The organism is Legionella longbeachae (assembly GCF_004283175.1).
GTDB classification, from domain to species: domain Bacteria; phylum Pseudomonadota; class Gammaproteobacteria; order Legionellales; family Legionellaceae; genus Legionella; species Legionella longbeachae.
The window spans coordinates 43,648-62,027 of the sequence record NZ_RXNW01000012.1 but is presented as its reverse complement, the minus strand read 5'-3'; the positions used below and the strand labels follow the sequence as shown (position 1 = coordinate 62,027).

Here is an 18,380-nt window from a genome sequence, read left to right as displayed (position 1 = left end):
TAATTTGTCCTACAGATCTCTCCATAGCTCAGGTATCTTGTTCAAGTTTATTATGTTATTAATAAGGAATAACTATTTATGCGAGGAATGTCATCATCAAAACTTTTTAGTCTTACTCTCAAAATCAGGAAATTGAAATTTGGCAAGCTCTGCAAAATATCCCTCAGTTTGGATTAATTGCTCAAAATTCCCTTCCTGTATAATCCGTCCATCATGGATCACCAAAATTCGAGAGGCACTTTTTAAGGTGGACAGACGATGAGCAATAACAATCTGTGTGATTTTTAATTTCGCCAAATACTCTTGAATTTTGGTTTGATTTTGATTATCGAGAGCACTAGTTGCCTCATCAAGAAATAAAATTTTCGGTTTTTTTATCAAAGCTCGCGCAAGAACTATTCGTTGTTGTTCTCCTCCTGACAAAGATTGCATACCCTCATTAATGAAAGTATCCATCTCCATAGGCAAAGCAGAGATCATTTGTTCAAGGCCTAAGTGATAAACAATATTCCAGGCATCATTTCTAGTGAGATGTTTGTCATTACCAATAATATTTTCAAGTATCGTTCCTGGTGTTAGTACTGATTTTTGGGTAACAACACCGATTTGTTGGCGCAGATTTGCTAAATTAATCATATCAATATTGATATCATCATAAAAAATTTGACCATCCAAAGGCTTTTCCAATCCTAATAATATTCGGAACAAAGTTGATTTACCGCATCCTGAGTTTCCAGTGATCCCAATGACTTCACCGGGATTAATCAATAAATTAACGTTTTTATAAATTAATGGTTGATTGTCCTCGTAGCGAAAGGATAAATTCTTGATTTGAATTTTTCCTTCTAACTTTATATGGCTACCACCCATCTGCAGTGGCTCTACTTTTGCCTCAAAAATAACCAATGATTGCTCAAAAAGCGGAAGAATAATCAAAATTGACGAAATAAATGTAGTAAGCGTAAGCAAAGATGAAAAAAATTGAGAAAATGCTGCATTAAAAGCAATAAAAGTACCAATTTGCATCTGTTCATTAAAATAAAAATAGATACAGAAGAGAATAAGGGTCATAAACAGAAGTAAAGAACCATGAATAATATGCACACTAATCCGGAGCTTATCTGCTTTGTATCTTGCGATTAAAAGATTCGAAAAATAATCAGACCAGATATTAAACGCTCGATACTCACTTGCTGATGCTTTAAATTTCATGATTCCACTAATTACCTGGAAAACAAAACCAGAGAGCCTGGTCAAATATTCGTAGACCTTACGCTGATGAATAAGTAAGCGATGACTAATAAAAAGAATTATAGAACTAATTACAAAAACACTTAATAGAGCCATAATTGCAAGCATTAAGTTGTAATAACACATTAGAATAAAAGATAAAAAAGCGACGACCACACTAAAGAGTGACAACATTGTTGATTGAGTAAGCATTTCCTGGATGGTTGATACAACACCCGCACGATAAGCAATATCTCCTGCATTCAATTGACGAAAAAACGTTGGTGTTAATTTTAGAAGCCTATCCCAAATCGCGGGTTCTAGCCGCCTTTGTATTTTAAAACGAAGGTTTAACATGAGAACCGTTTGATTTATTGATAAAAAGAAGAAAATTAATGTATTGATAATTAGTAAAATTGCCAAAAGTGTTATCTGCCCAGATTCTATAAATTGACTAAAATTATTAAAAAAGTAACTCATTAAAATAGGCAAGCTCATCAAAATAAGACTTAATCCTAATTGCAAATATAAAATGGACTGCAATTCGTTTTTTAATGAACTGAATGAAAATTTTAGAATATCGAAGAGTTTAGTAGTTGTTTTAGGAAGCGGTTTAATAAACGAAAAACCATAACTTTCTATTTTGCTTAATTGATCTTGAGATAAAGTAATAACCTCTGTTGGCGTAGAACATTGATAACCGCCATTTTTTTTAGGTACTAAGACACATGGAGAATTGTCCATAAATCCGAGAAAAATACCAAGATCATAACTCCACCATTTATCTTCAAGTGTCATTTTGTGTATTCGAATACCTGAGTGTGTTGAAATTTTTTCCATTAAATCATCAAGATCGTCGCCAAGATCTCCACTGGGTATTTTAAGACTAACATCCATCAACTCAGCTAAATGCAATAAAGCATCTATTAATAATGTTTTATTATCTGAGACAGAATGGGGGTTACTATCTTTATGACCCAATACTTGTTGAATTTTTAATAATCCCGGTGCAATATCTTCAAGTTCTGAATCATTCATAATAAGTAATCCCTTTCGATAAATCCCCTATATCGTCCGTTGAGCTTCATTAATTGTTCATGATCTCCCCTTTCAATAATTCCCCCATCTTCAATTACAACAATTTCATCACAATATTTTATAGCGCTCAATCGATGGGTCACAATGAGAAAACTGCAATTCATTTTACGCAAATTTTCATAAATTTTTGCCTCGCTTAGAGAATCGAGAGCAGAGGTTGCTTCATCAAGAAGAATCAATTCAGGTTTTTTTAACAATGCCCGTGCTAATTCAATCCTTTGAGCCTGGCCAAGACTTATATTACTTCCTCCTTCCTGAATAGGATAGTCAAGGCCTCCTTTTAATTTAACTAAATCATAAATACAGGCAGCTTCGAGAGCTTCAATGATGGTTTCTTCTTCAATACTTCTATCCCACATGGTAAGGTTATCGCGAATCGTTCCTTCAAATAGAAAAACATGTTGGTCAACATAGGAAACCATCTTAAACAATTCCTTGGGAGTATAATTTTTTATGCTTTTTCCTTTGAGATAAATGTGACCAGACCAAGGTTCAAAAAGTCCACAAATCAAATTGAGCAGCGAAGATTTTCCACCACCTGAAAGGCCTGTAATCGCAACTGTACCGCCTTTTTTCAAATGAATATTGATTTCCGACAGGATAGGTGCTTCTAGTTTTGAATAACCAAAATAAAGATCTTTTATATCGATCAAGTTATTCGATTTTATATCACCCTCCTCTATCTCCTTATCATTTTTTTGCGCCAGTAAAACATCATTAACTCGAATTAAGTCTGCTTTAAGCTCATTGATTTTCAAAAAATTATCCACAATTTCAATTACTGGGCCAGAAAAAAGAAGCAACAAGGTATAAATTGCAATTAAACCTCCTACGGTCATTGTCCCTTGTATAATAAAATGAAGGCCTAAGATAATCAGAAAAACCAGATTAAAGAAATAAAGAACGCTAGGCAATAATGAAATAAGTGCGGTATAAAAATCTATTTTTTGTTCTGAATCAATTAGCTTGGATTTATAGCTTAACCAACGAGAAAAAAAGCGATTTTCTCCATTCATGAATTTTAGTGTTTCAATCATTTGTACCCCACTATATTCAATACCGTATATTTTTGCATGATCTTGTGAGTAACGACGACCAAGATCTATAATTTTTCTTTTGGTAAGTACAATTGCTAAAAAGTTTAATATCGTAATAAAAATCGTAATCAATCCAATGGTTTGATTAATTAATAGAATAAGCGTTGTATAAATTAATATACTTAAAATTCCAATGATTGATTCAGATAAAAAAGCAGTTGTCTTTGATGCTATTTCATCAAAAATATGCACCCTGTTTGCAATATCGCCAGTGGCTCTTTGCAGGTAATAATTCATTGGTAAATGCAGAAGTTTATTGAAAAACTCTGGAATTCTTTTGATTGAAAATTTTAATTTGTATCTTACTACATAATATTGCTGAATCCACAAAAGTATTATCGTCATAATTAAGGTAATCGTCATTCCAATAATAAAACCGGGCATCCATTGTTTCTGGTGTTTAACAATAATATTATCAACAAAAAATTCAATGAATAAAGCCAAAGATGCTTGCGGAATTGACAGAAGCGCTGAGACGAGAACGATATAAATAATTTCTGTTGAATCGCCCTTTAAATGGTCACGCAGTAAATCAATAACTGTTTTCTCTTTTTTGCCCCCAGCTTTAAATTCCTTACTTGGCGTAATGCGTAAAACCACACCAGTAAAACCTTTATCAAATTCTTCAACAGTAATAACCCTGGGCCCTGTAGCAGGATCATTGATATATACTTTATTTTTTATAATCCCTTCAATTACCATAAAGTGTTCAAATTTCCAGAAAATGATGAATGGAGTTTGCATATAACGAAGAGTATCTATTTCCTGGATACGCTTACCTTCTGCATTCATACCTAAAGCTCTAGCTGCTTTGATGATATTTATTGCTTTTGAACCATCACGGGTAACTCCGCATGCCTCCCGCATTTCCTCGGCAGAGATGTATAGACCATAGTAGGAAAGAATGATTGAAAGAGAAACAGCGCCACATTCCATGGCATCCATTTGGAGAATAGTGGCAGTTTTGACTCGTTTATGCGGAGCATTTAATAAACCAGGATCAAGATCAAATTTAATCATTTTTATTCATTACCCAGTTTTTTGCCGATTTTAAAATTGGCAGGATTATAGAAAGCGGATGTTCTTTTTTAACGACTATCTCCACCTTCGTAACAGTACCAATTGAGAGCTTTTCTTTAGGGCCAGATGAAGTAGTCCAACGATAGCCCGTTGGAGTCTCCAGCGAATGTTCCAGCTCTATTTTTACTTTAAAAACGGGACCATTTTGCTCAAATACATCAGCCATTTTTTTATTTTCTAAAATACTTTCAAGACCTTCTGGACTTATAGGTAACTCGCTCACAAAAGTGACTTTGCCAACTATCCCTCCATATTCAAGTACATTGACATGTTTAGGAAAAACTTTAGATTCCATACCAACTACAATTTTTTTGCCAACATCGGCATTGAAAAAAGCAATGACTTCTAAATCTTTATTGTGAGTAATGATATTAATGAGTGTTTGTTTTTCAGTTAAGAAATCCCCGGGTTTTACATATTCATTCGAAACAATTCCATCTTCTGGGCTCAAAACAGTTTCAGTTAACTTAATGTTTTCTATTAGTTTTTTTAAATTAAATTGAGATTGTGCCAATTTCTCCTGTAAATCGCGAATTTTTGTATTCCAAGACTCAATATAGTCATTTTTGTCTTGATTCAATTCAATAAGCGTATTTTCATTTTTAGTAATTTGTTCTTTCGAATCATAATAAGCTACTTGTATATCCGTTAACTCCAAACGCGATAAAATTCCTTTTTTAAACGCTGCTTCCTGAATTTTTAATAAGGATTCAAGACGATTTTTTTTCTCTTGTAAACTTTCATTAATTGTTTGTGCGTGATTAATAGAATCTTGAATTTGTTTTAAGCGAATATCAATTTCGAATTTTGCAGTTTTTGTCAGCTCAGCCAATTTAATTTTCTGTTGTTCTATGTAATTGCTTAACTCTTTAGCTTCACTATTCATATTAGGATTCACTAAAGTAGCAAGTAATTGTCCCTTTTTTACTTTAACTCCAGGATCAACCCATAACTGCTTTACATACCCACCAGAAATAGGAGACATCACATTAATAATTTCTGCATTTTTTGCAAAAATTATACCCTGTCCTTCAACTAAAGTAGTAATTTTACCAAATATTAACCATAAGACTCCAGATATAATTAACATAAAAAAAATGATTAAATAAATCCATGACTTTGGTGTGATAATTCGAATGTTTTGCTGGAAATCTTCGCGCTCATAAAATGACTCAACTGCCTGCTTACGATAGAGATCTGACTCTTTCATTTTATTTTCTCGTACATAATGCGAATTCTATGGGTCAGCACAGGAAGAAGCTGGAGACCAATAGCTGGATAAGCATGTATTTGAGTGGTAAAGTCCCATTCTGAAATAAAGATACACTCCACCTTGTCTAATGCCTTCACAGAGGCAGTAGTTTTTAATTTATCAATTACAGATATTTCCCCAATGATTTGTCCGGGATCTAATTGGGTAATTACCAATTCACTCCCATCTTGTAAGGTTTTGAAGACTTCAACAGTACCTTTATAAACAACAAAGATGCCAGTCGGATCAGTATTTTCAGCGATAATTAATTCACCCGGCTCAAATTGACGAAGTGTTACCAGGTTGACTAATGGCCATAAGGCATTTTTATTTAGCATTTTAAATAAATCCAAATTTTTCATGAAATTAAATAATTCCAGGTTTTCAGAGATTGGGTTATCCATATACTTCTCCTGCTGAAGACATGACTACTAAGTTCACTTGAGGCAATATAAAAAAATATATCCCCGGATCTATTTACGCTCTATAGATTTTATAAATGATAAATTTGTTATCTAATTCAAAGATTAGACTGATTTAGGTTATTGAGCAAGGTTACTTAATCAGCTCATCTAACTCAATCAATATTGGACTGAAACAGATAGCTCTTTTACAAAGAGTCTATTTCTTTTTTTTGGCGTTCTTTTTTATATGACTCATTAATCTTCTTTTTTTATTAACTTGACGCTGTGATAATTTATTTTTCTTTTCAGCAAAGGGATTCATTCCCCCTTTAAATTCAAGTTTCAAAGGAGTACCAACTAATCCAAGATGCCTAATAAATTCATTATTGAGATATCGTTTATAGCTATCAGGCAAGTCAGCCAATTGGTTTCCGTGAATAACAATGACAGGTGGATTATGACCACCAAGATGTGCATAACGCAACTTAATCCTGCGTCCATTCACACATGGAGGAGTATGTTTTGTACTGAGGTCTTGAAGTAAACGGGTTAATTTTGGTGTAGAAAAAGATTGGATTGCAGAGGTATAAGCTTCATTAATATCTTTAAACAGATTTCCTACTCCACTACCATGCAGGGCTGAAATAAACCTGATTTTAGCAAAATTCGCAAAGTGTAATCTTCTTGATAATTCGCTTTTGATTTTTTCTTTATGCTCTTCGTCCAATCCATCCCATTTGTTCACTGCAATCACTAAAGCCTTGCCCGATTCAATAATAAAACCAAGCAAGTTCATGTCTTGATCGGTAATTCCTTCATTGGCATCCAAAAGTTGTAAACAGACATTTGACTCTTCAATTGCCTTTAGTGTTTTAATCACTGAAAATTTTTCAATTTTTTCATCTATTCGAGATTTTCTTCGAACTCCTGCGGTATCTATTAAAACATACTGTTGGTTATCTCTGGCAAAAGGAATGGCAATACTATCTCTGGTAGTTCCAGGCATGTCATAAACAACAACTCGTTCCTCTCCTAAAATTCGATTAATCAACGTTGATTTCCCAACATTAGGACGACCGGCAAAGGCGATTTTAATCGCATGCATTTCTTCAACCTTTTCACATTGAGGGACAAATGGTGATAAAATATCATCCAACAATGTTCGTATACCAGTACCATGGGAGGAAGAAATGGAGTGGATACTTGTAATCCCTAAGGATTGAAAATCAGCACACGCAATATCATCATCTAGACCTTCAGTTTTATTCACAACAAGATGGACTTTTTTATTTAATTTTCGCAGGTTAGTTGCGATTTTTTCATCAATACCAGTTAAACCATCGCGTCCATCAACTAAAAACAATACAATATCCGCTTCGTGCAATGCTATTTCAGATTGCTTCGACATTAAACTATCGACAGCAATATCATCAATCCCGATACCACCGGTATCTACAACAATATAATGCTTGTCATCATGTTGTGCTTGGCCATATTGTCTGTCGCGAGTTAGGCCAGGATAATCTGCAACAAGAGCATCTTGTGTTTTTGTCAATTTATTAAATAAAGTAGACTTACCTACATTAGGACGTCCAACAAGTGCAATCACAGGGATCATGTTTAACTCACAGATAATTGATTAAGCATTCCATTGTCCGTTAATACGTATAACTGGTTTCCAATCACAGTCGGGGAGATACTTATTCCTCCCGAAATTTTTGCACGGGCTAGTACTTCACCTGTTTGTGAGTCTAGAAAATGGAGATATCCCGTTTTGTCACCTACGACAATATCATTGTTGATCAAAGCTGGTTCAGTTAATATCCTTGCTTTTAAAGCAGTTTGCTTCCAATTTACTCGACCACTGTGTTTATCAAGTGACCATATTACATCATGGCTATCGGTTACATATAACGTATTTCCACTTAAAACCATGTTCTTGTACACAGATCCTGGCTTTTTCCAAAGAAATTGTCCGTCAGAAAGTGATAATGCACCAATAAAACCTTGATAAGTTGCTAAATAAACCACATTACTTTCAACTATTGGATCCGCATCTATATCTACCAAACGCTCCACATCGCTTGATCCAGCAGCATAAACGATGCTTCGTTGCCAGATAACACGACCTGTATCTATATCAAGCGCGTCTAATTTTCCATCAGAAAAACCAATTAGCAGCAGATTTCCCATCACTATTGGAGATGAGCTTGCCTTTAGAATCAAGCTAGGTGAACCATGTTCTGCTGTCCATAATTCTTTACCGCTCACCACATCAAATGAATATACCTTGCCATCAATTGTTTTAACGATGACTTTCCGATGCGTAATGGTAGGTGGAGACAAAATTTCACCAGAAACCTTAGCTTGCCATAGTTTTTTACCATTGCTCTGATTTAACACAACAACTGAGGAGTTACTCGTTCCTAAAGCAATATATCCATTTGCAATTGTAGGACCACTTACTAAACCATGTTTCAGTGGTGTAGTCCATTTTATTTCACCGTTACTTTTATTCACTGCTTGAACAAGTCCGCTAGCATCTGCAATGTATATAGTACCACTTTGAACTACAGGTTTAAGCCTTAAGTACTCATTATTTTTAGAGACCTTACCTACAGAAACGGTCCATTTGTTAGACACTTTTATTTTATCTTGAATTTCTTTGAGCTCTTTGGGTTTTGGGGTGTTGTCCTTACCTAACATATAATCATCAAGCTTCGAACAGCCCTGTGCCATAACAAGGAAAAGTAAAATAAAAAATTTAATTTTCATGAAAATAAAGCCTCAATTTGTACCACCCGAATTTATTATCTTCGATCGTTTCATTATGCCCTACATCTTTTATATAGCGCACCAAAAAGCATACTTAATATATATCTGGATGAAAATACTCCCTTTCGTTCTAAAATTATTTTCAACAAAATAATACAGAATTCCAGAAAAAAAAGTTATCAACCCTAGTTATGCAGACCGTACTTTCTTATCTCCTGAAATCATTGAATGGGACTTGCTTGTGATCTCATTCGTTTTCATTTCTAAAAATAAGTTACCCATTCCATTTGTTTTTACTTCGTCTAATGCTAGTTTATAAGAATTAATGGCCTCTTGATATTGGCCTGTTGCTCCATAAATATCACCTTTTAATTCATTAATAACTGGTAAATAGGTATTATCATCAATGCTACCAAGTTCTTTTAATGCATTAGCATAAGATTTTTCTGCTGCATAGATACGTGCTATACGAATTTTTGCTATTTGCTTTAAAGCAAGCATTTGACTATTAGAAGCGACGCTTTGCAGCTCCTGTGTTGCCTTGTTTAAATTGTTTTTAGATACATAAATTTTGGCGAGGGTCATATGAGCGACATCGGCATACACCGATCCACTATGTTCATGGATTAATTCATTAGCATAAGATCTTACAGCCTTAATATTATGATTTGAAAGAGCAACCATCATATGCTCATATGCAATAGAAGCTTGTTGTGTTAATTTTTCTTGATGCCAATGCAAATACCGATATCCGGCAATACCAAAGAGTATTAGCGATAATACAATAGTAATTAGATTGCCATATTGCTTCCACCATTTTTTTATTGATTCTAATTGTTCCTCTTCAGTCATATAAACTGACATAGCACTCTCCCACACTCACTCTAAATAATCTTTTAAAACTTGATGAAGCATATTTTGCTTTACTGTAATTTGCTCTGTTCCACTACGTAAATTTTTAATGCCAATTTGTTCCTGGATCATTTCATCGTCACCCAAAATTAAAGCGAAGTGTGCACCACTTTTATCCGCTTTTTTAAATTGACTTTTAAAACTTCCTCCTGCAGTGTTCACCAAGACTTCGACTTTAGGATATCCATTACGAATGGACTCAGCAATCTTAAGCCCACGCATCACAGCCTGGTCATTAGTGGCAATGATATATATAGTATTTTTTTTCTCTTCTTGCTTTAATAGATTTAAGGTTTCCATCAGCAAATAAATTCTTTCAATGCCTAAAGCAAAACCAGCTGCCGGTGTTCGATTACCACCTAGCTGTTCTACGAGTATATCGTAACGACCTCCAGCGCAAACAGTTGCTTGGCTGCCTAATTTATCTGTAACCCATTCAAATACTGTATGTCCATAATAATCAAGGCCACGTACCAAGACTGGATTGACTTCATAAGAAATATTTAATGTATCTAAGCCATCACAAAAAGATTTAAAATGTGCACGGCTTTTCTCGCCTAAAACATCAATTAATTTTGGAGCATTGGCTAATAAACTGTGCATTTCCGGATTTTTACTGTCTAAAATCCGCAATGGATTTCGATCTAACCTTCGTTTACTGTCTTCATCTAATAGATTTTCATGATCCAGTAGGTATTCTACCAAAACTTTCTTATAATGATGTCGTTCAGATAATTCCCCTAAAGTATTCACCTGTAATTGGACTAAATTATCAAATCCTAACTGCTCCCAAAACTTACGGCAAATAGAGATCAATTCCAATTCAATCATTGCGCCTGACATTCCAAATGCTTCGACACCAAGTTGATTAAACTGCCTATATCGACCTTTCTGAGGTCGTTCATGACGAAACATAGGTCCCATGTACCACAGTTTTTGTTGCTGATTATGTAAAAGACCATGCTCAAGACAAGCACGAACACAACCGGCCGTTCCTTCTGGTCTAAGGGTAATACTGTCACCATTTAGATCGTTAAAGGTGTACATTTCCTTTTCAACAATATCAGTGACTTCGCCAATAGTGCGTTTAAACAATTGTGTACTTTCAACCAGTGGAAAACGTATCTCCTGGTAACCATAACGTGTCAGCACATGAATAAACACTTGTTCTAAGGTGCGCCAGAGAGGCGTTGCGTCAGGTAGAACATCATTCATCCCACGAATTGCCTGGATTCTTTCAGTCACTGCTTTTCTCCAAAGGAGACATTTCTGGCTTTGGATTGAGCAAAGATTGCATTTTAGAGATATCTGTTAATTTGATTTCTAAATTTTTATTTACTGGTGTTTGGTGATTCAGCGATAAATCGACAGGAGCAGGACTATTTGTTGAAAATAGCTGTTGATTATCCCTATTTTTTTGCCACCAAATACCAACAGCAACAATCACTCCCAAAGCAAATAAAAGAGTAAACCAACGAATAATATGTTCTGCTTTATGGGATTCGCGTTTACTTTGTTGCCACAATGCACGTTCTGGTTTTCTCTCAACAAGGTATTGCTTATTAAATATTGCCAGGTAAGGCTCGGGAGAAGTACCCAATAGCTTGGCGTATGCTCGCAAATATCCCTTAACAAAAACAGGTTCAGGCAACAAATGAAACTCGTTATTTTCAATTAACTCAATAATACGGGCTCTTAAATGAAGCTTATTAGCAACATATTCGATAGTATAACCCTTTTGTTCTCGTATAGAGGCAAGATGCGCTCCTGGATTCCTATCATTTTCAAGTATATTTTCATCCAGAGTGGTTATTGTGTTCATTATTTACTCCACTGTTATCGATATAGGAATTTAAATTATTTATACTTTGCTCATATTGTGCTGCAATTTGATGCTGCCCCACTTTCTCAGAAACTTCTTTAGCTAATGACAACAGCATTTTGTCATTTAAAACTAAATCAGGATGATTCTGTACTAAAGCAAAAGCAGCCTGCTCTTTTCCCATTTTAATTTCTAATTTCAGCAGCTCATATAAGGATACCTTCCGTGAGGGATCTTGATTTAGTGCTTTTGTGAAATAAAACATAGCTTTTTCATCATTAGGAGCAGTTAACGCACATAATCCTGCATTTTCATAAGCCCCGGCAGTATGTATATACTGTACATCATTAGCTGCTTTTAAAAAGTATTTTTCGGCTTTCTTATAATCACCTTGTCGGCATAAAAAGGCACCATAATTATTTAGTTGAGCCCCACCGCTTCCGGTTAGAGATATTGCCTTCAAATAATATTTTTCTGCTTGCTCCAATTCTTTGGTTTGTTCAAAATAATAAGCCAATGCTGAATTAACATCGGGTGATGCAGGTTCCTGCTCAAGCGCTGTAAGCAATTTCTTTTTAGCTCGAGGCCTGTCACCTTGTTTTAAATAACCTAAACCAAGCTGGGCATTGTATGATGCAGCCTTACTTAGATTGGGCTTTTTAAAATTTTGTTTTTCACTTTCTTCATTATGGGTACAGGCTTGCATCAACAAGCAAACCATAATCAACAAGGAATAAAAACCTTTTAGCACAATATTCCACATTAAGATTATAAAATGATTGGGCATTATAACCGCTTACTGACAAATTAAAAATGATTTGTCATAAATAATAGAGGTTTGTTGACGATTCATTCTACTCCCAATACGCTGAATCCCTTACATATTTATAAATTTTATTCTCTTGTTCGCTGTTCTTGATCGGACTTGGGTATAAAATGCAACTTTTGCCATCGTTGAGAGCGAGTCGTTCTATCCTTTACCTCTCCTGCTAATTGACCACATGCAGCATCAATATCATCGCCTCTTGTCTTGCGAGTAATAGTGTTAATTCCATGAGCCATTAATTTTTCCCTAAATGCATCGATTGTTTCCTGCGAAGAACGCTCGTATTGTGTCATTGGGAATGGATTAAAAGGAATTAAGTTTACTTTTGCAGGGATATTGCGCAATAACTTGATTAATTGAATTGCATGCTCAGGTTGATCGTTTACTCCTTTAAGCATCACATATTCAAAAGTCACCTTTCTTCTTGGTTCATTTTTAAAATAAATTTTACACAAAGCCATTAATTGGGCTAATGGATATTTTTTATTAATTGGGACAAGTTCATTTCTCAATTCGTCGTTAGGTGCATGAAGAGAAACGGCTAACGCAACAGGGCTCACCTCTCTTAAACGTTCCAGATCGGGCAAAACCCCGGAAGTACTTAAGGTAACTCGCCGTTTTGATAATCCATAGGCAAAATCATCCATCATAATATCCATTGCAGAAACAACATTATCAAAATTAAGTAACGGTTCCCCCATTCCCATCATCACTACGTTTGTGACTCTTTTGTCATGATTCCCTTGGCTTTGTGACAGTTCACGCACTGCCAACCAAACCTGTCCAATGATTTCGGCTGTGGTTAGATTTCGATTAAACCCTTGTTTTGCTGTAGAACAAAAAGAGCAGTTCAACGCGCACCCAACTTGAGAAGAGACACATAAAGTTCCTCGGTTAGCTTCAGGTATAAATACCGTCTCAATACAATTTCCGCATTCGAGCTTTAATAACCACTTATGAGTTCCATCATTTGATTTTTGACAGGCAATTATTTCTGGCAATTTGATGCAGGACAATTGAGATAGTTTTTCTCTTAGTGTTTTTCCTAAATTAGTCATTTTAGCAAAATCAGTTAAGCCTGCTTGATGAATCCACTGTATTATCTGCTGAGCTCGGTATGGCTGCTCATCCCAGCTACTCAATAATTCACGCATTTGTTGATAATTATAATTCAGAAGATTTACTTTTTGTGCAGTCAATTTTCACTCCAGATTTAATGGCACTAAGTAAAGGATGTGATTAAGGAATGACGTATCTAAGGTTCAAAAGAGCACATCTCTCAACTTTAATCAAAAGAAAGAGCCTGGCTACGCTTCGCCCACCCAGGCTACAATCTAAATCAATAACTTAATGCCTTTAAAATTTTATCTTTCGCAAATTTCATGTGGTTCGAAGAAGAAGGCAATTTCAAGAGTTGCATTTTCTAAACTATCCGAACCATGTACTGCATTTGCATCAATGCTGTCAGCAAAATCAGCACGAATGGTTCCAGAGGCAGCCTCTTTAGGATTAGTTGCACCCATAATTTCTCTATTTTTCAAGACAGCGTTTTCACCTTGTAATACTTGAACCATTACTGGGCCAGAAATCATAAAGTCAACTAAATCTTTAAAAAATGGGCGTGCACGATGAATATCATAAAAATTTTCTGCTTGCTCGCGAGAAAGTTGCATCATTTTTGCGGCTATGATGTTTAGACCAGCATTTTCAAAACGTGTATAAATTTGACCAATTACAGACTTAGCTACTGCATCTGGTTTAATAATTGACAATGTTGATTCTTTTGTCATTATGCACTCCATAGGGGTTAGGTTAAAGTGCAACATTATACATGAAATCCTTGCTCTATGGCTAATATAAATTCACTGTTAAGTCAATGATCAGCTTATTTTTTAAACTGGATTTGTTATTCTTTACCTGGTAGCACCTATAGTCTTATCAAAATATAGTGCCTCTCTATTAATAGCGTCTTGTGCTGGATCAATCTTATAGTCAGGTAAAAACTTGAGGAGATCAATGACACGAAGAATTGTATTGTAAAATTGATCTCGAAAGGAATTTGCTAACTCGGTTATTTCTTTAGCCTTAACAAAATACTCTTTTATTTGTTCATCAAAATCAGATTCAATTTTAAATATTTTTTCCAAATTGAGGACCATTCTTGCTTTGAGATCCTGATTTAATGATACCTTAAAAATTTCATTCATTTTTTCAATAAACTGAAACTTGTTTTCCTGTGTTTGATTATTCATCAAGTTACAATAAATCAAAGCGTGTCTAATTGCTTTACGAATTTCACTTTTTGGCCCAGAAAAATTCGCAGTTTTTAATGGTGATTTCAAGGCATTAATCGCTTTTTCCATTTCACTATTAAACATCTGCGATACTTTTATCAGAACTGATTGACTTTCAGCAATAAGATAATCATGTTGTCCATGTATCTTATGAAACTCATCACCAAGGGATATTAACTGTTGACGCTCCCTTTCTAAAGCTTCGCGAGTCACAGCTCCTTGAGCTTCTTCATCTTTAGCGCTTTCACCAGACAACAAATAATCAATGAAAAGTTTTTGAGCATAAACATGATAATCATTTGCTTGATCCATAATAATACCATTTAATACATTCCTTAAAGGAACTTGCACTAAATGATGATACAAGCTAGTCGGAGTTTTAACCGCTTCAACCAGTTCTGCATATTCTAACTTAACCTGGTATTTCCCCAAGATACGTTCAGCCGTTATTGCTCCATAAGTAGAAAACCAATGGCTTAGTTCATTATTAACTTCATCCCCGTTCATTTTTCATCCGATTTAATTTTTTCAAAGTATGTGATATAAGACAGCTTATTTTAATAAGTATAGTGTATTCATAGATGTTAAAACGATTAGGTACTGAATTACAATCAGTAAATGATTTTCTGCAGGTAAAAACACCTCCGGAATGGTTAGAGTACGCGGTTAAACACGTTCCTTTATTATTGATTGATCATGCTCATTGTGAACGTAAAGCAGCCGCAACTGCTATCAATTTCATCAGTAAGTATCCAGAAAAAAAAGAATTAGTCGAAATCATGTCACCTTTGGCACGTGAAGAGCTACTTCATTTTGAAAAAGTGATACAAATCATGATTCGAAAAGGCATTCAATTCAGTCCACTGCAGCCTTCTGGATACGCAACTCAAATGCATAAGCAGGTTACAAGTAGAGACATGATTCAACGTTTATGCGATCAACTTATAATTGGCGCCATCATTGAAGCTCGCTCATGTGAGCGTTTCCATGCAATTATTCCTTACCTTGAAGACGAGGATTTAGTAAAATTTTACAGTACTTTAATTAAATCAGAAGCCCGACATTTTGAAGATTATTTGAGGCTGGCAAAATTATACGGTGGAGATATAGAAAACCGGCTCAACATATTTTTATCTTTGGAAAATAGTTTTATTTTAACAACAGATACGGTATTTCGTTTTCATAGTGGAATACCGTATCAATAAAAAGCTCATCGCATTGAATAAGATGGAGACTGTGGTTCCTCTTCAATAGTCAACTCGGCATTTGCTGGATTTTTTAGGAATTCAGCAAGACTTGGTTTTAAGCTATTGAACGTATCTTCATCTAGATATTTACCATTCTTTGGATTGATGTATACATTTGTCTCCCCAGCCACTAGATGGTAATCATTTTCAATTAACCACGCATCAATAAGAGCCTTAAATGCTTCATTTGCAGGGTGAGGTTTATTGCTAACTATCTTTATCGGATTGTTCTTATCATCGAGTTCAGGTTTTCCTGTTTTGTCATCTATTTTATATTTAACATCTCCCTTTTCATCTCGTTCGTAAACTACCAGAGGGGCACCGTCTTTACGAGTTAATGGCGCAACATTTAGCTTTCCATCTGTAAATGTAACATTATGGTGAAGGGTAGGCAGGTCAATGTCAGCATCCCCTTTAATACTATCACGCAAATTACTCTTAAACTTAATCCATGCTTTACCAATTGGATCTTCATTTTTCTCATATACATATTTGTTGTAAAGTTCGCCGAAAGTTTGATCAACAGATACATTCATTGCTTTATTCAGTTTGCCAAACATATTTAATAAGGACATCATTGAAGCACGATAATCTTGATATGAATTTTGTTCTGGTTTCATGGCTTCGTCAGCAAGGCGATTAACTTCATCCCAAAGAGTCGTTTCTTGCTGAGTCCCTTTATGGAGTATATGCTTATTTCTAAGTTCCTCCATTGCCATAGCATATTCCATACGCCGCTTAAGCATTTGCGCATTTTGGTAGTCTTGGGCTATTCTTTCATTTTCTTGTCTACGAAGCTCCTCTGCCGCCTTTGCAGATTTTTCCTTGGCCTCGGCCATTTTCTTCGCATAATCATCATCTTTACTACTAGTCATACCCAAACTCTCCGCAAAAAATTAAATATAAGCAAAACAGAGCCCTTTTGTATTATCATAACACAACAAATGAGGTTTGTCATCCCAATCACTTAGTACATAACGTCTTAGATTTTCCGAATTATTTTCATAATTGGTTATACCTGGCTTATGAGTATGTCCATGAATTAATTGGGTGATTTTATAATGCATCATATGTTGAATAATCGCCTCAGAAACTACGTCCATTTCTTCTATTGATTTGTTTTGATTTATCTGACTTCGATAACGTACTTGATTTACCAAGCGTTGCCGCAATTTTAGCGGTAGCTTTAAAAATAAATATGGAAATAACCTATTTCTGGTTAATCGTCTAAAGCGTTGATGTGCTAAGTCTTTAGTACAATAGCGGTCTCCATGCACCAATAAAGTTTTTTCATGTCCTAACTGAATCACAGTGGGTTCAGATAAAATCGTCCAGCCTGCAAGTTGAGCAAAATTACTGCCCAATAAAAAATCCCGATTACCGTGCATATAAAAAATATCAATCCCCATGTTTTTTAAAGCATATAATTGAAGAGCAATTCCTCTACTCCAATCATCTATTGAATCATCCCCTGCCCATGCATGAAAAAAATCTCCTAGGATATAGATACTTTTAACAGAGATTTTTGCCCATTCAATAAATTGATTAAATCGCTCCTGAATCTTTTGATCCTCTGGATGCAAATGAAGATCTGAAATAAAAACAACTTCTATCATAAAGGCTCAATATGTATATGTTCATCTAATAAATAAATTTGACAAGGTTTATTACAAGGTTCTATTGCATCACTTAAGCGATAAAAACCTGCTATTGATACTAATTCCGCCTCAAGCGAGTGACAGAAAATGCGTGCTTCTTTATCTCCAGAAATACCAGCTAAAGCTCTTCCCCTTAAAGCACCATATACATGGATGCATCCATCAGCTAGTAATTCGGCGCCATGACTCACTGAAGAAGTAATAATAAGGTCAGTACCTTTTGCCACCACTTGCTGGCCTGATCGAACAGGGGTGGTTAGTAATTTAGCTGTTGTTTTCACTGTTTCATGGTGTGTGTTTTCGATGTTTTCAACAATGGGCTTATCTTGAGACGAAGAAGCATGTAACACAGCTAAACCATGAGATTGTGCTAGAGAATGATGTAATGCTGTTCCACCTTGAATAGCAACAGGCAGCATACCATGCGTCCGTGCAACCTGAACTAAAGCTTGTAAATCAAACTCTAGATGTTGAACCGAAGATAAATCAAAAACGACGGGAATATGTTCAAATAGTTTTGGTGCTCTGGTTATTGTATTATGGAGTTGCTCTGAAAAAAAATTAATGTTTGTATTTAATACATGTAATACAGTAAATGTATAAAGACGCCCTTTTAATTTAAACGCTTGTATCTGTGTTGTATTTTCACTCATGAGTATGATATCCATAATCAATATTTTTGTTT

At 35.1% G+C, this 18,380-nt stretch carries 17 protein-coding genes; 1 reads left to right on the top strand and 16 read right to left on the bottom strand.

Annotated features, from left to right (window positions below):
- Positions 1-96: 96 nt before the first annotated feature.
- The 13 genes from EKG34_RS12855 to EKG34_RS12795 all read right to left on the bottom strand — a co-directional run bounded on the left by EKG34_RS12855 (position 97) and on the right by EKG34_RS12795 (position 15,297).
- A complete protein-coding gene (locus EKG34_RS12855) occupies positions 97-2,268 on the bottom strand; it encodes an ATP-binding cassette domain-containing protein (RefSeq protein WP_003631685.1) in 2,172 nt (723 codons plus the stop codon).
- Entirely contained in the window at positions 2,265-4,445 is a 2,181-nt protein-coding gene (locus EKG34_RS12850) for a cysteine peptidase family C39 domain-containing protein (RefSeq protein ID WP_003631686.1), read from the bottom strand. The genes EKG34_RS12855 and EKG34_RS12850 overlap by 4 nt, the downstream gene beginning before the upstream one ends.
- A complete protein-coding gene (locus EKG34_RS12845) occupies positions 4,438-5,715 on the bottom strand; it encodes an NHLP bacteriocin system secretion protein (RefSeq protein ID WP_012979081.1) in 1,278 nt (425 codons plus the stop codon). The genes EKG34_RS12850 and EKG34_RS12845 overlap by 8 nt, the downstream gene beginning before the upstream one ends.
- A complete protein-coding gene (locus tag EKG34_RS12840; protein ID WP_003631690.1) occupies positions 5,712-6,161 on the bottom strand; it encodes a cyclic nucleotide-binding domain-containing protein in 450 nt (149 codons plus the stop codon). The genes EKG34_RS12845 and EKG34_RS12840 overlap by 4 nt, the downstream gene beginning before the upstream one ends.
- Positions 6,162-6,378: 217 nt before the next feature.
- A complete protein-coding gene (der, locus tag EKG34_RS12835; protein ID WP_003631691.1) occupies positions 6,379-7,779 on the bottom strand; it encodes a ribosome biogenesis GTPase Der in 1,401 nt (466 codons plus the stop codon).
- A 2-nt stretch (positions 7,780-7,781) separates the two neighbouring features.
- Complete coding sequence (gene bamB, locus EKG34_RS12830) at positions 7,782-8,936, bottom strand: outer membrane protein assembly factor BamB (protein WP_003631692.1); 1,155 nt, start codon at positions 8,934-8,936, stop codon at positions 7,782-7,784.
- Positions 8,937-9,125: 189 nt separating this feature from the next.
- Positions 9,126-9,800, bottom strand: a complete 675-nt coding sequence (locus EKG34_RS12825) for a YfgM family protein (protein ID WP_003631693.1) — start codon at positions 9,798-9,800, stop codon at positions 9,126-9,128.
- 15 nt (positions 9,801-9,815) lie between these two features.
- Positions 9,816-11,093, bottom strand: coding sequence for a histidine--tRNA ligase (gene hisS, locus EKG34_RS12820; RefSeq protein ID WP_003631694.1), 1,278 nt, complete (start codon positions 11,091-11,093; stop codon positions 9,816-9,818).
- Positions 11,086-11,670: a helix-turn-helix domain-containing protein gene (locus EKG34_RS12815; protein ID WP_003631695.1), complete on the bottom strand. Its 585-nt coding sequence runs from the start codon at positions 11,668-11,670 to the stop codon at positions 11,086-11,088. The genes hisS and EKG34_RS12815 overlap by 8 nt, the downstream gene beginning before the upstream one ends.
- Entirely contained in the window at positions 11,645-12,421 is a 777-nt protein-coding gene (pilW, locus tag EKG34_RS12810; protein ID WP_003631696.1) for a type IV pilus biogenesis/stability protein PilW, read from the bottom strand. Before pilW ends, EKG34_RS12815 begins: the two co-directional genes overlap by 26 nt.
- Positions 12,422-12,564: 143 nt before the next feature.
- The gene (rlmN, locus tag EKG34_RS12805; protein ID WP_003631697.1) at positions 12,565-13,695 is read right to left on the bottom strand and encodes a dual-specificity RNA methyltransferase RlmN; all 1,131 of its coding nucleotides are present in this window, start codon (positions 13,693-13,695) and stop codon (positions 12,565-12,567) included.
- A 165-nt stretch (positions 13,696-13,860) separates the two neighbouring features.
- The gene (gene ndk, locus EKG34_RS12800) at positions 13,861-14,286 is read right to left on the bottom strand and encodes a nucleoside-diphosphate kinase (RefSeq protein ID WP_003631698.1); all 426 of its coding nucleotides are present in this window, start codon (positions 14,284-14,286) and stop codon (positions 13,861-13,863) included.
- 123 nt (positions 14,287-14,409) lie between these two features.
- Positions 14,410-15,297 (bottom strand): hypothetical protein, encoded by an 888-nt coding sequence (locus tag EKG34_RS12795; RefSeq protein ID WP_003631699.1) that lies wholly within the window; start codon positions 15,295-15,297, stop codon positions 14,410-14,412.
- A 74-nt stretch (positions 15,298-15,371) separates the two neighbouring features.
- Here EKG34_RS12795 and EKG34_RS12790 point away from each other — a divergent pair, with 74 nt between their 5' ends.
- A complete protein-coding gene (locus EKG34_RS12790) occupies positions 15,372-15,995 on the top strand; it encodes a MiaE family protein (RefSeq protein WP_003631700.1) in 624 nt (207 codons plus the stop codon).
- Between the two features lie 5 nt (positions 15,996-16,000).
- Here EKG34_RS12790 and EKG34_RS12785 read toward each other — a convergent pair whose 3' ends face one another.
- From EKG34_RS12785 to minC, 3 genes are read right to left on the bottom strand one after another with little or no spacing between them, the layout of a single operon-like run.
- The gene (locus tag EKG34_RS12785) at positions 16,001-16,912 is read right to left on the bottom strand and encodes a hypothetical protein (RefSeq protein WP_003631701.1); all 912 of its coding nucleotides are present in this window, start codon (positions 16,910-16,912) and stop codon (positions 16,001-16,003) included.
- A 21-nt stretch (positions 16,913-16,933) separates the two neighbouring features.
- Positions 16,934-17,653 (bottom strand): UDP-2,3-diacylglucosamine diphosphatase, encoded by a 720-nt coding sequence (locus EKG34_RS12780; protein ID WP_003631702.1) that lies wholly within the window; start codon positions 17,651-17,653, stop codon positions 16,934-16,936.
- Positions 17,650-18,348, bottom strand: a complete 699-nt coding sequence (gene minC / locus EKG34_RS12775; protein WP_003631703.1) for a septum site-determining protein MinC — start codon at positions 18,346-18,348, stop codon at positions 17,650-17,652. Before minC ends, EKG34_RS12780 begins: the two co-directional genes overlap by 4 nt.
- Positions 18,349-18,380: the final 32 nt, after the last annotated feature.

Bases quoted from the DNA above. Each gene is read 5' to 3' on its own strand.
- EKG34_RS12855 (WP_003631685.1), bottom strand. From the start codon at position 2,268: ATGAATGATTCAGAACTTGAAGATATTGCACCGGGATTATTAAAAATT.
- EKG34_RS12850 (WP_003631686.1), bottom strand. From the start codon at position 4,445: ATGATTAAATTTGATCTTGATCCTGGTTTATTAAATGCTCCGCATAAA.
- EKG34_RS12845 (WP_012979081.1), bottom strand. From the start codon at position 5,715: ATGAAAGAGTCAGATCTCTATCGTAAGCAGGCAGTTGAGTCATTTTAT.
- EKG34_RS12840 (WP_003631690.1), bottom strand. From the start codon at position 6,161: ATGGATAACCCAATCTCTGAAAACCTGGAATTATTTAATTTCATGAAA.
- der (WP_003631691.1), bottom strand. From the start codon at position 7,779: ATGATCCCTGTGATTGCACTTGTTGGACGTCCTAATGTAGGTAAGTCT.
- bamB (WP_003631692.1), bottom strand. From the start codon at position 8,936: ATGAAAATTAAATTTTTTATTTTACTTTTCCTTGTTATGGCACAGGGC.
- EKG34_RS12825 (WP_003631693.1), bottom strand. From the start codon at position 9,800: ATGTCAGTTTATATGACTGAAGAGGAACAATTAGAATCAATAAAAAAA.
- EKG34_RS12815 (WP_003631695.1), bottom strand. From the start codon at position 11,670: ATGAACACAATAACCACTCTGGATGAAAATATACTTGAAAATGATAGG.
- ndk (WP_003631698.1), bottom strand. From the start codon at position 14,286: ATGACAAAAGAATCAACATTGTCAATTATTAAACCAGATGCAGTAGCT.
- EKG34_RS12795 (WP_003631699.1), bottom strand. From the start codon at position 15,297: ATGAACGGGGATGAAGTTAATAATGAACTAAGCCATTGGTTTTCTACT.
- EKG34_RS12790 (WP_003631700.1), top strand. From the start codon at position 15,372: ATGTTAAAACGATTAGGTACTGAATTACAATCAGTAAATGATTTTCTG.
- EKG34_RS12785 (WP_003631701.1), bottom strand. From the start codon at position 16,912: ATGACTAGTAGTAAAGATGATGATTATGCGAAGAAAATGGCCGAGGCC.
- EKG34_RS12780 (WP_003631702.1), bottom strand. From the start codon at position 17,653: ATGATAGAAGTTGTTTTTATTTCAGATCTTCATTTGCATCCAGAGGAT.
- minC (WP_003631703.1), bottom strand. From the start codon at position 18,348: ATGAGTGAAAATACAACACAGATACAAGCGTTTAAATTAAAAGGGCGT.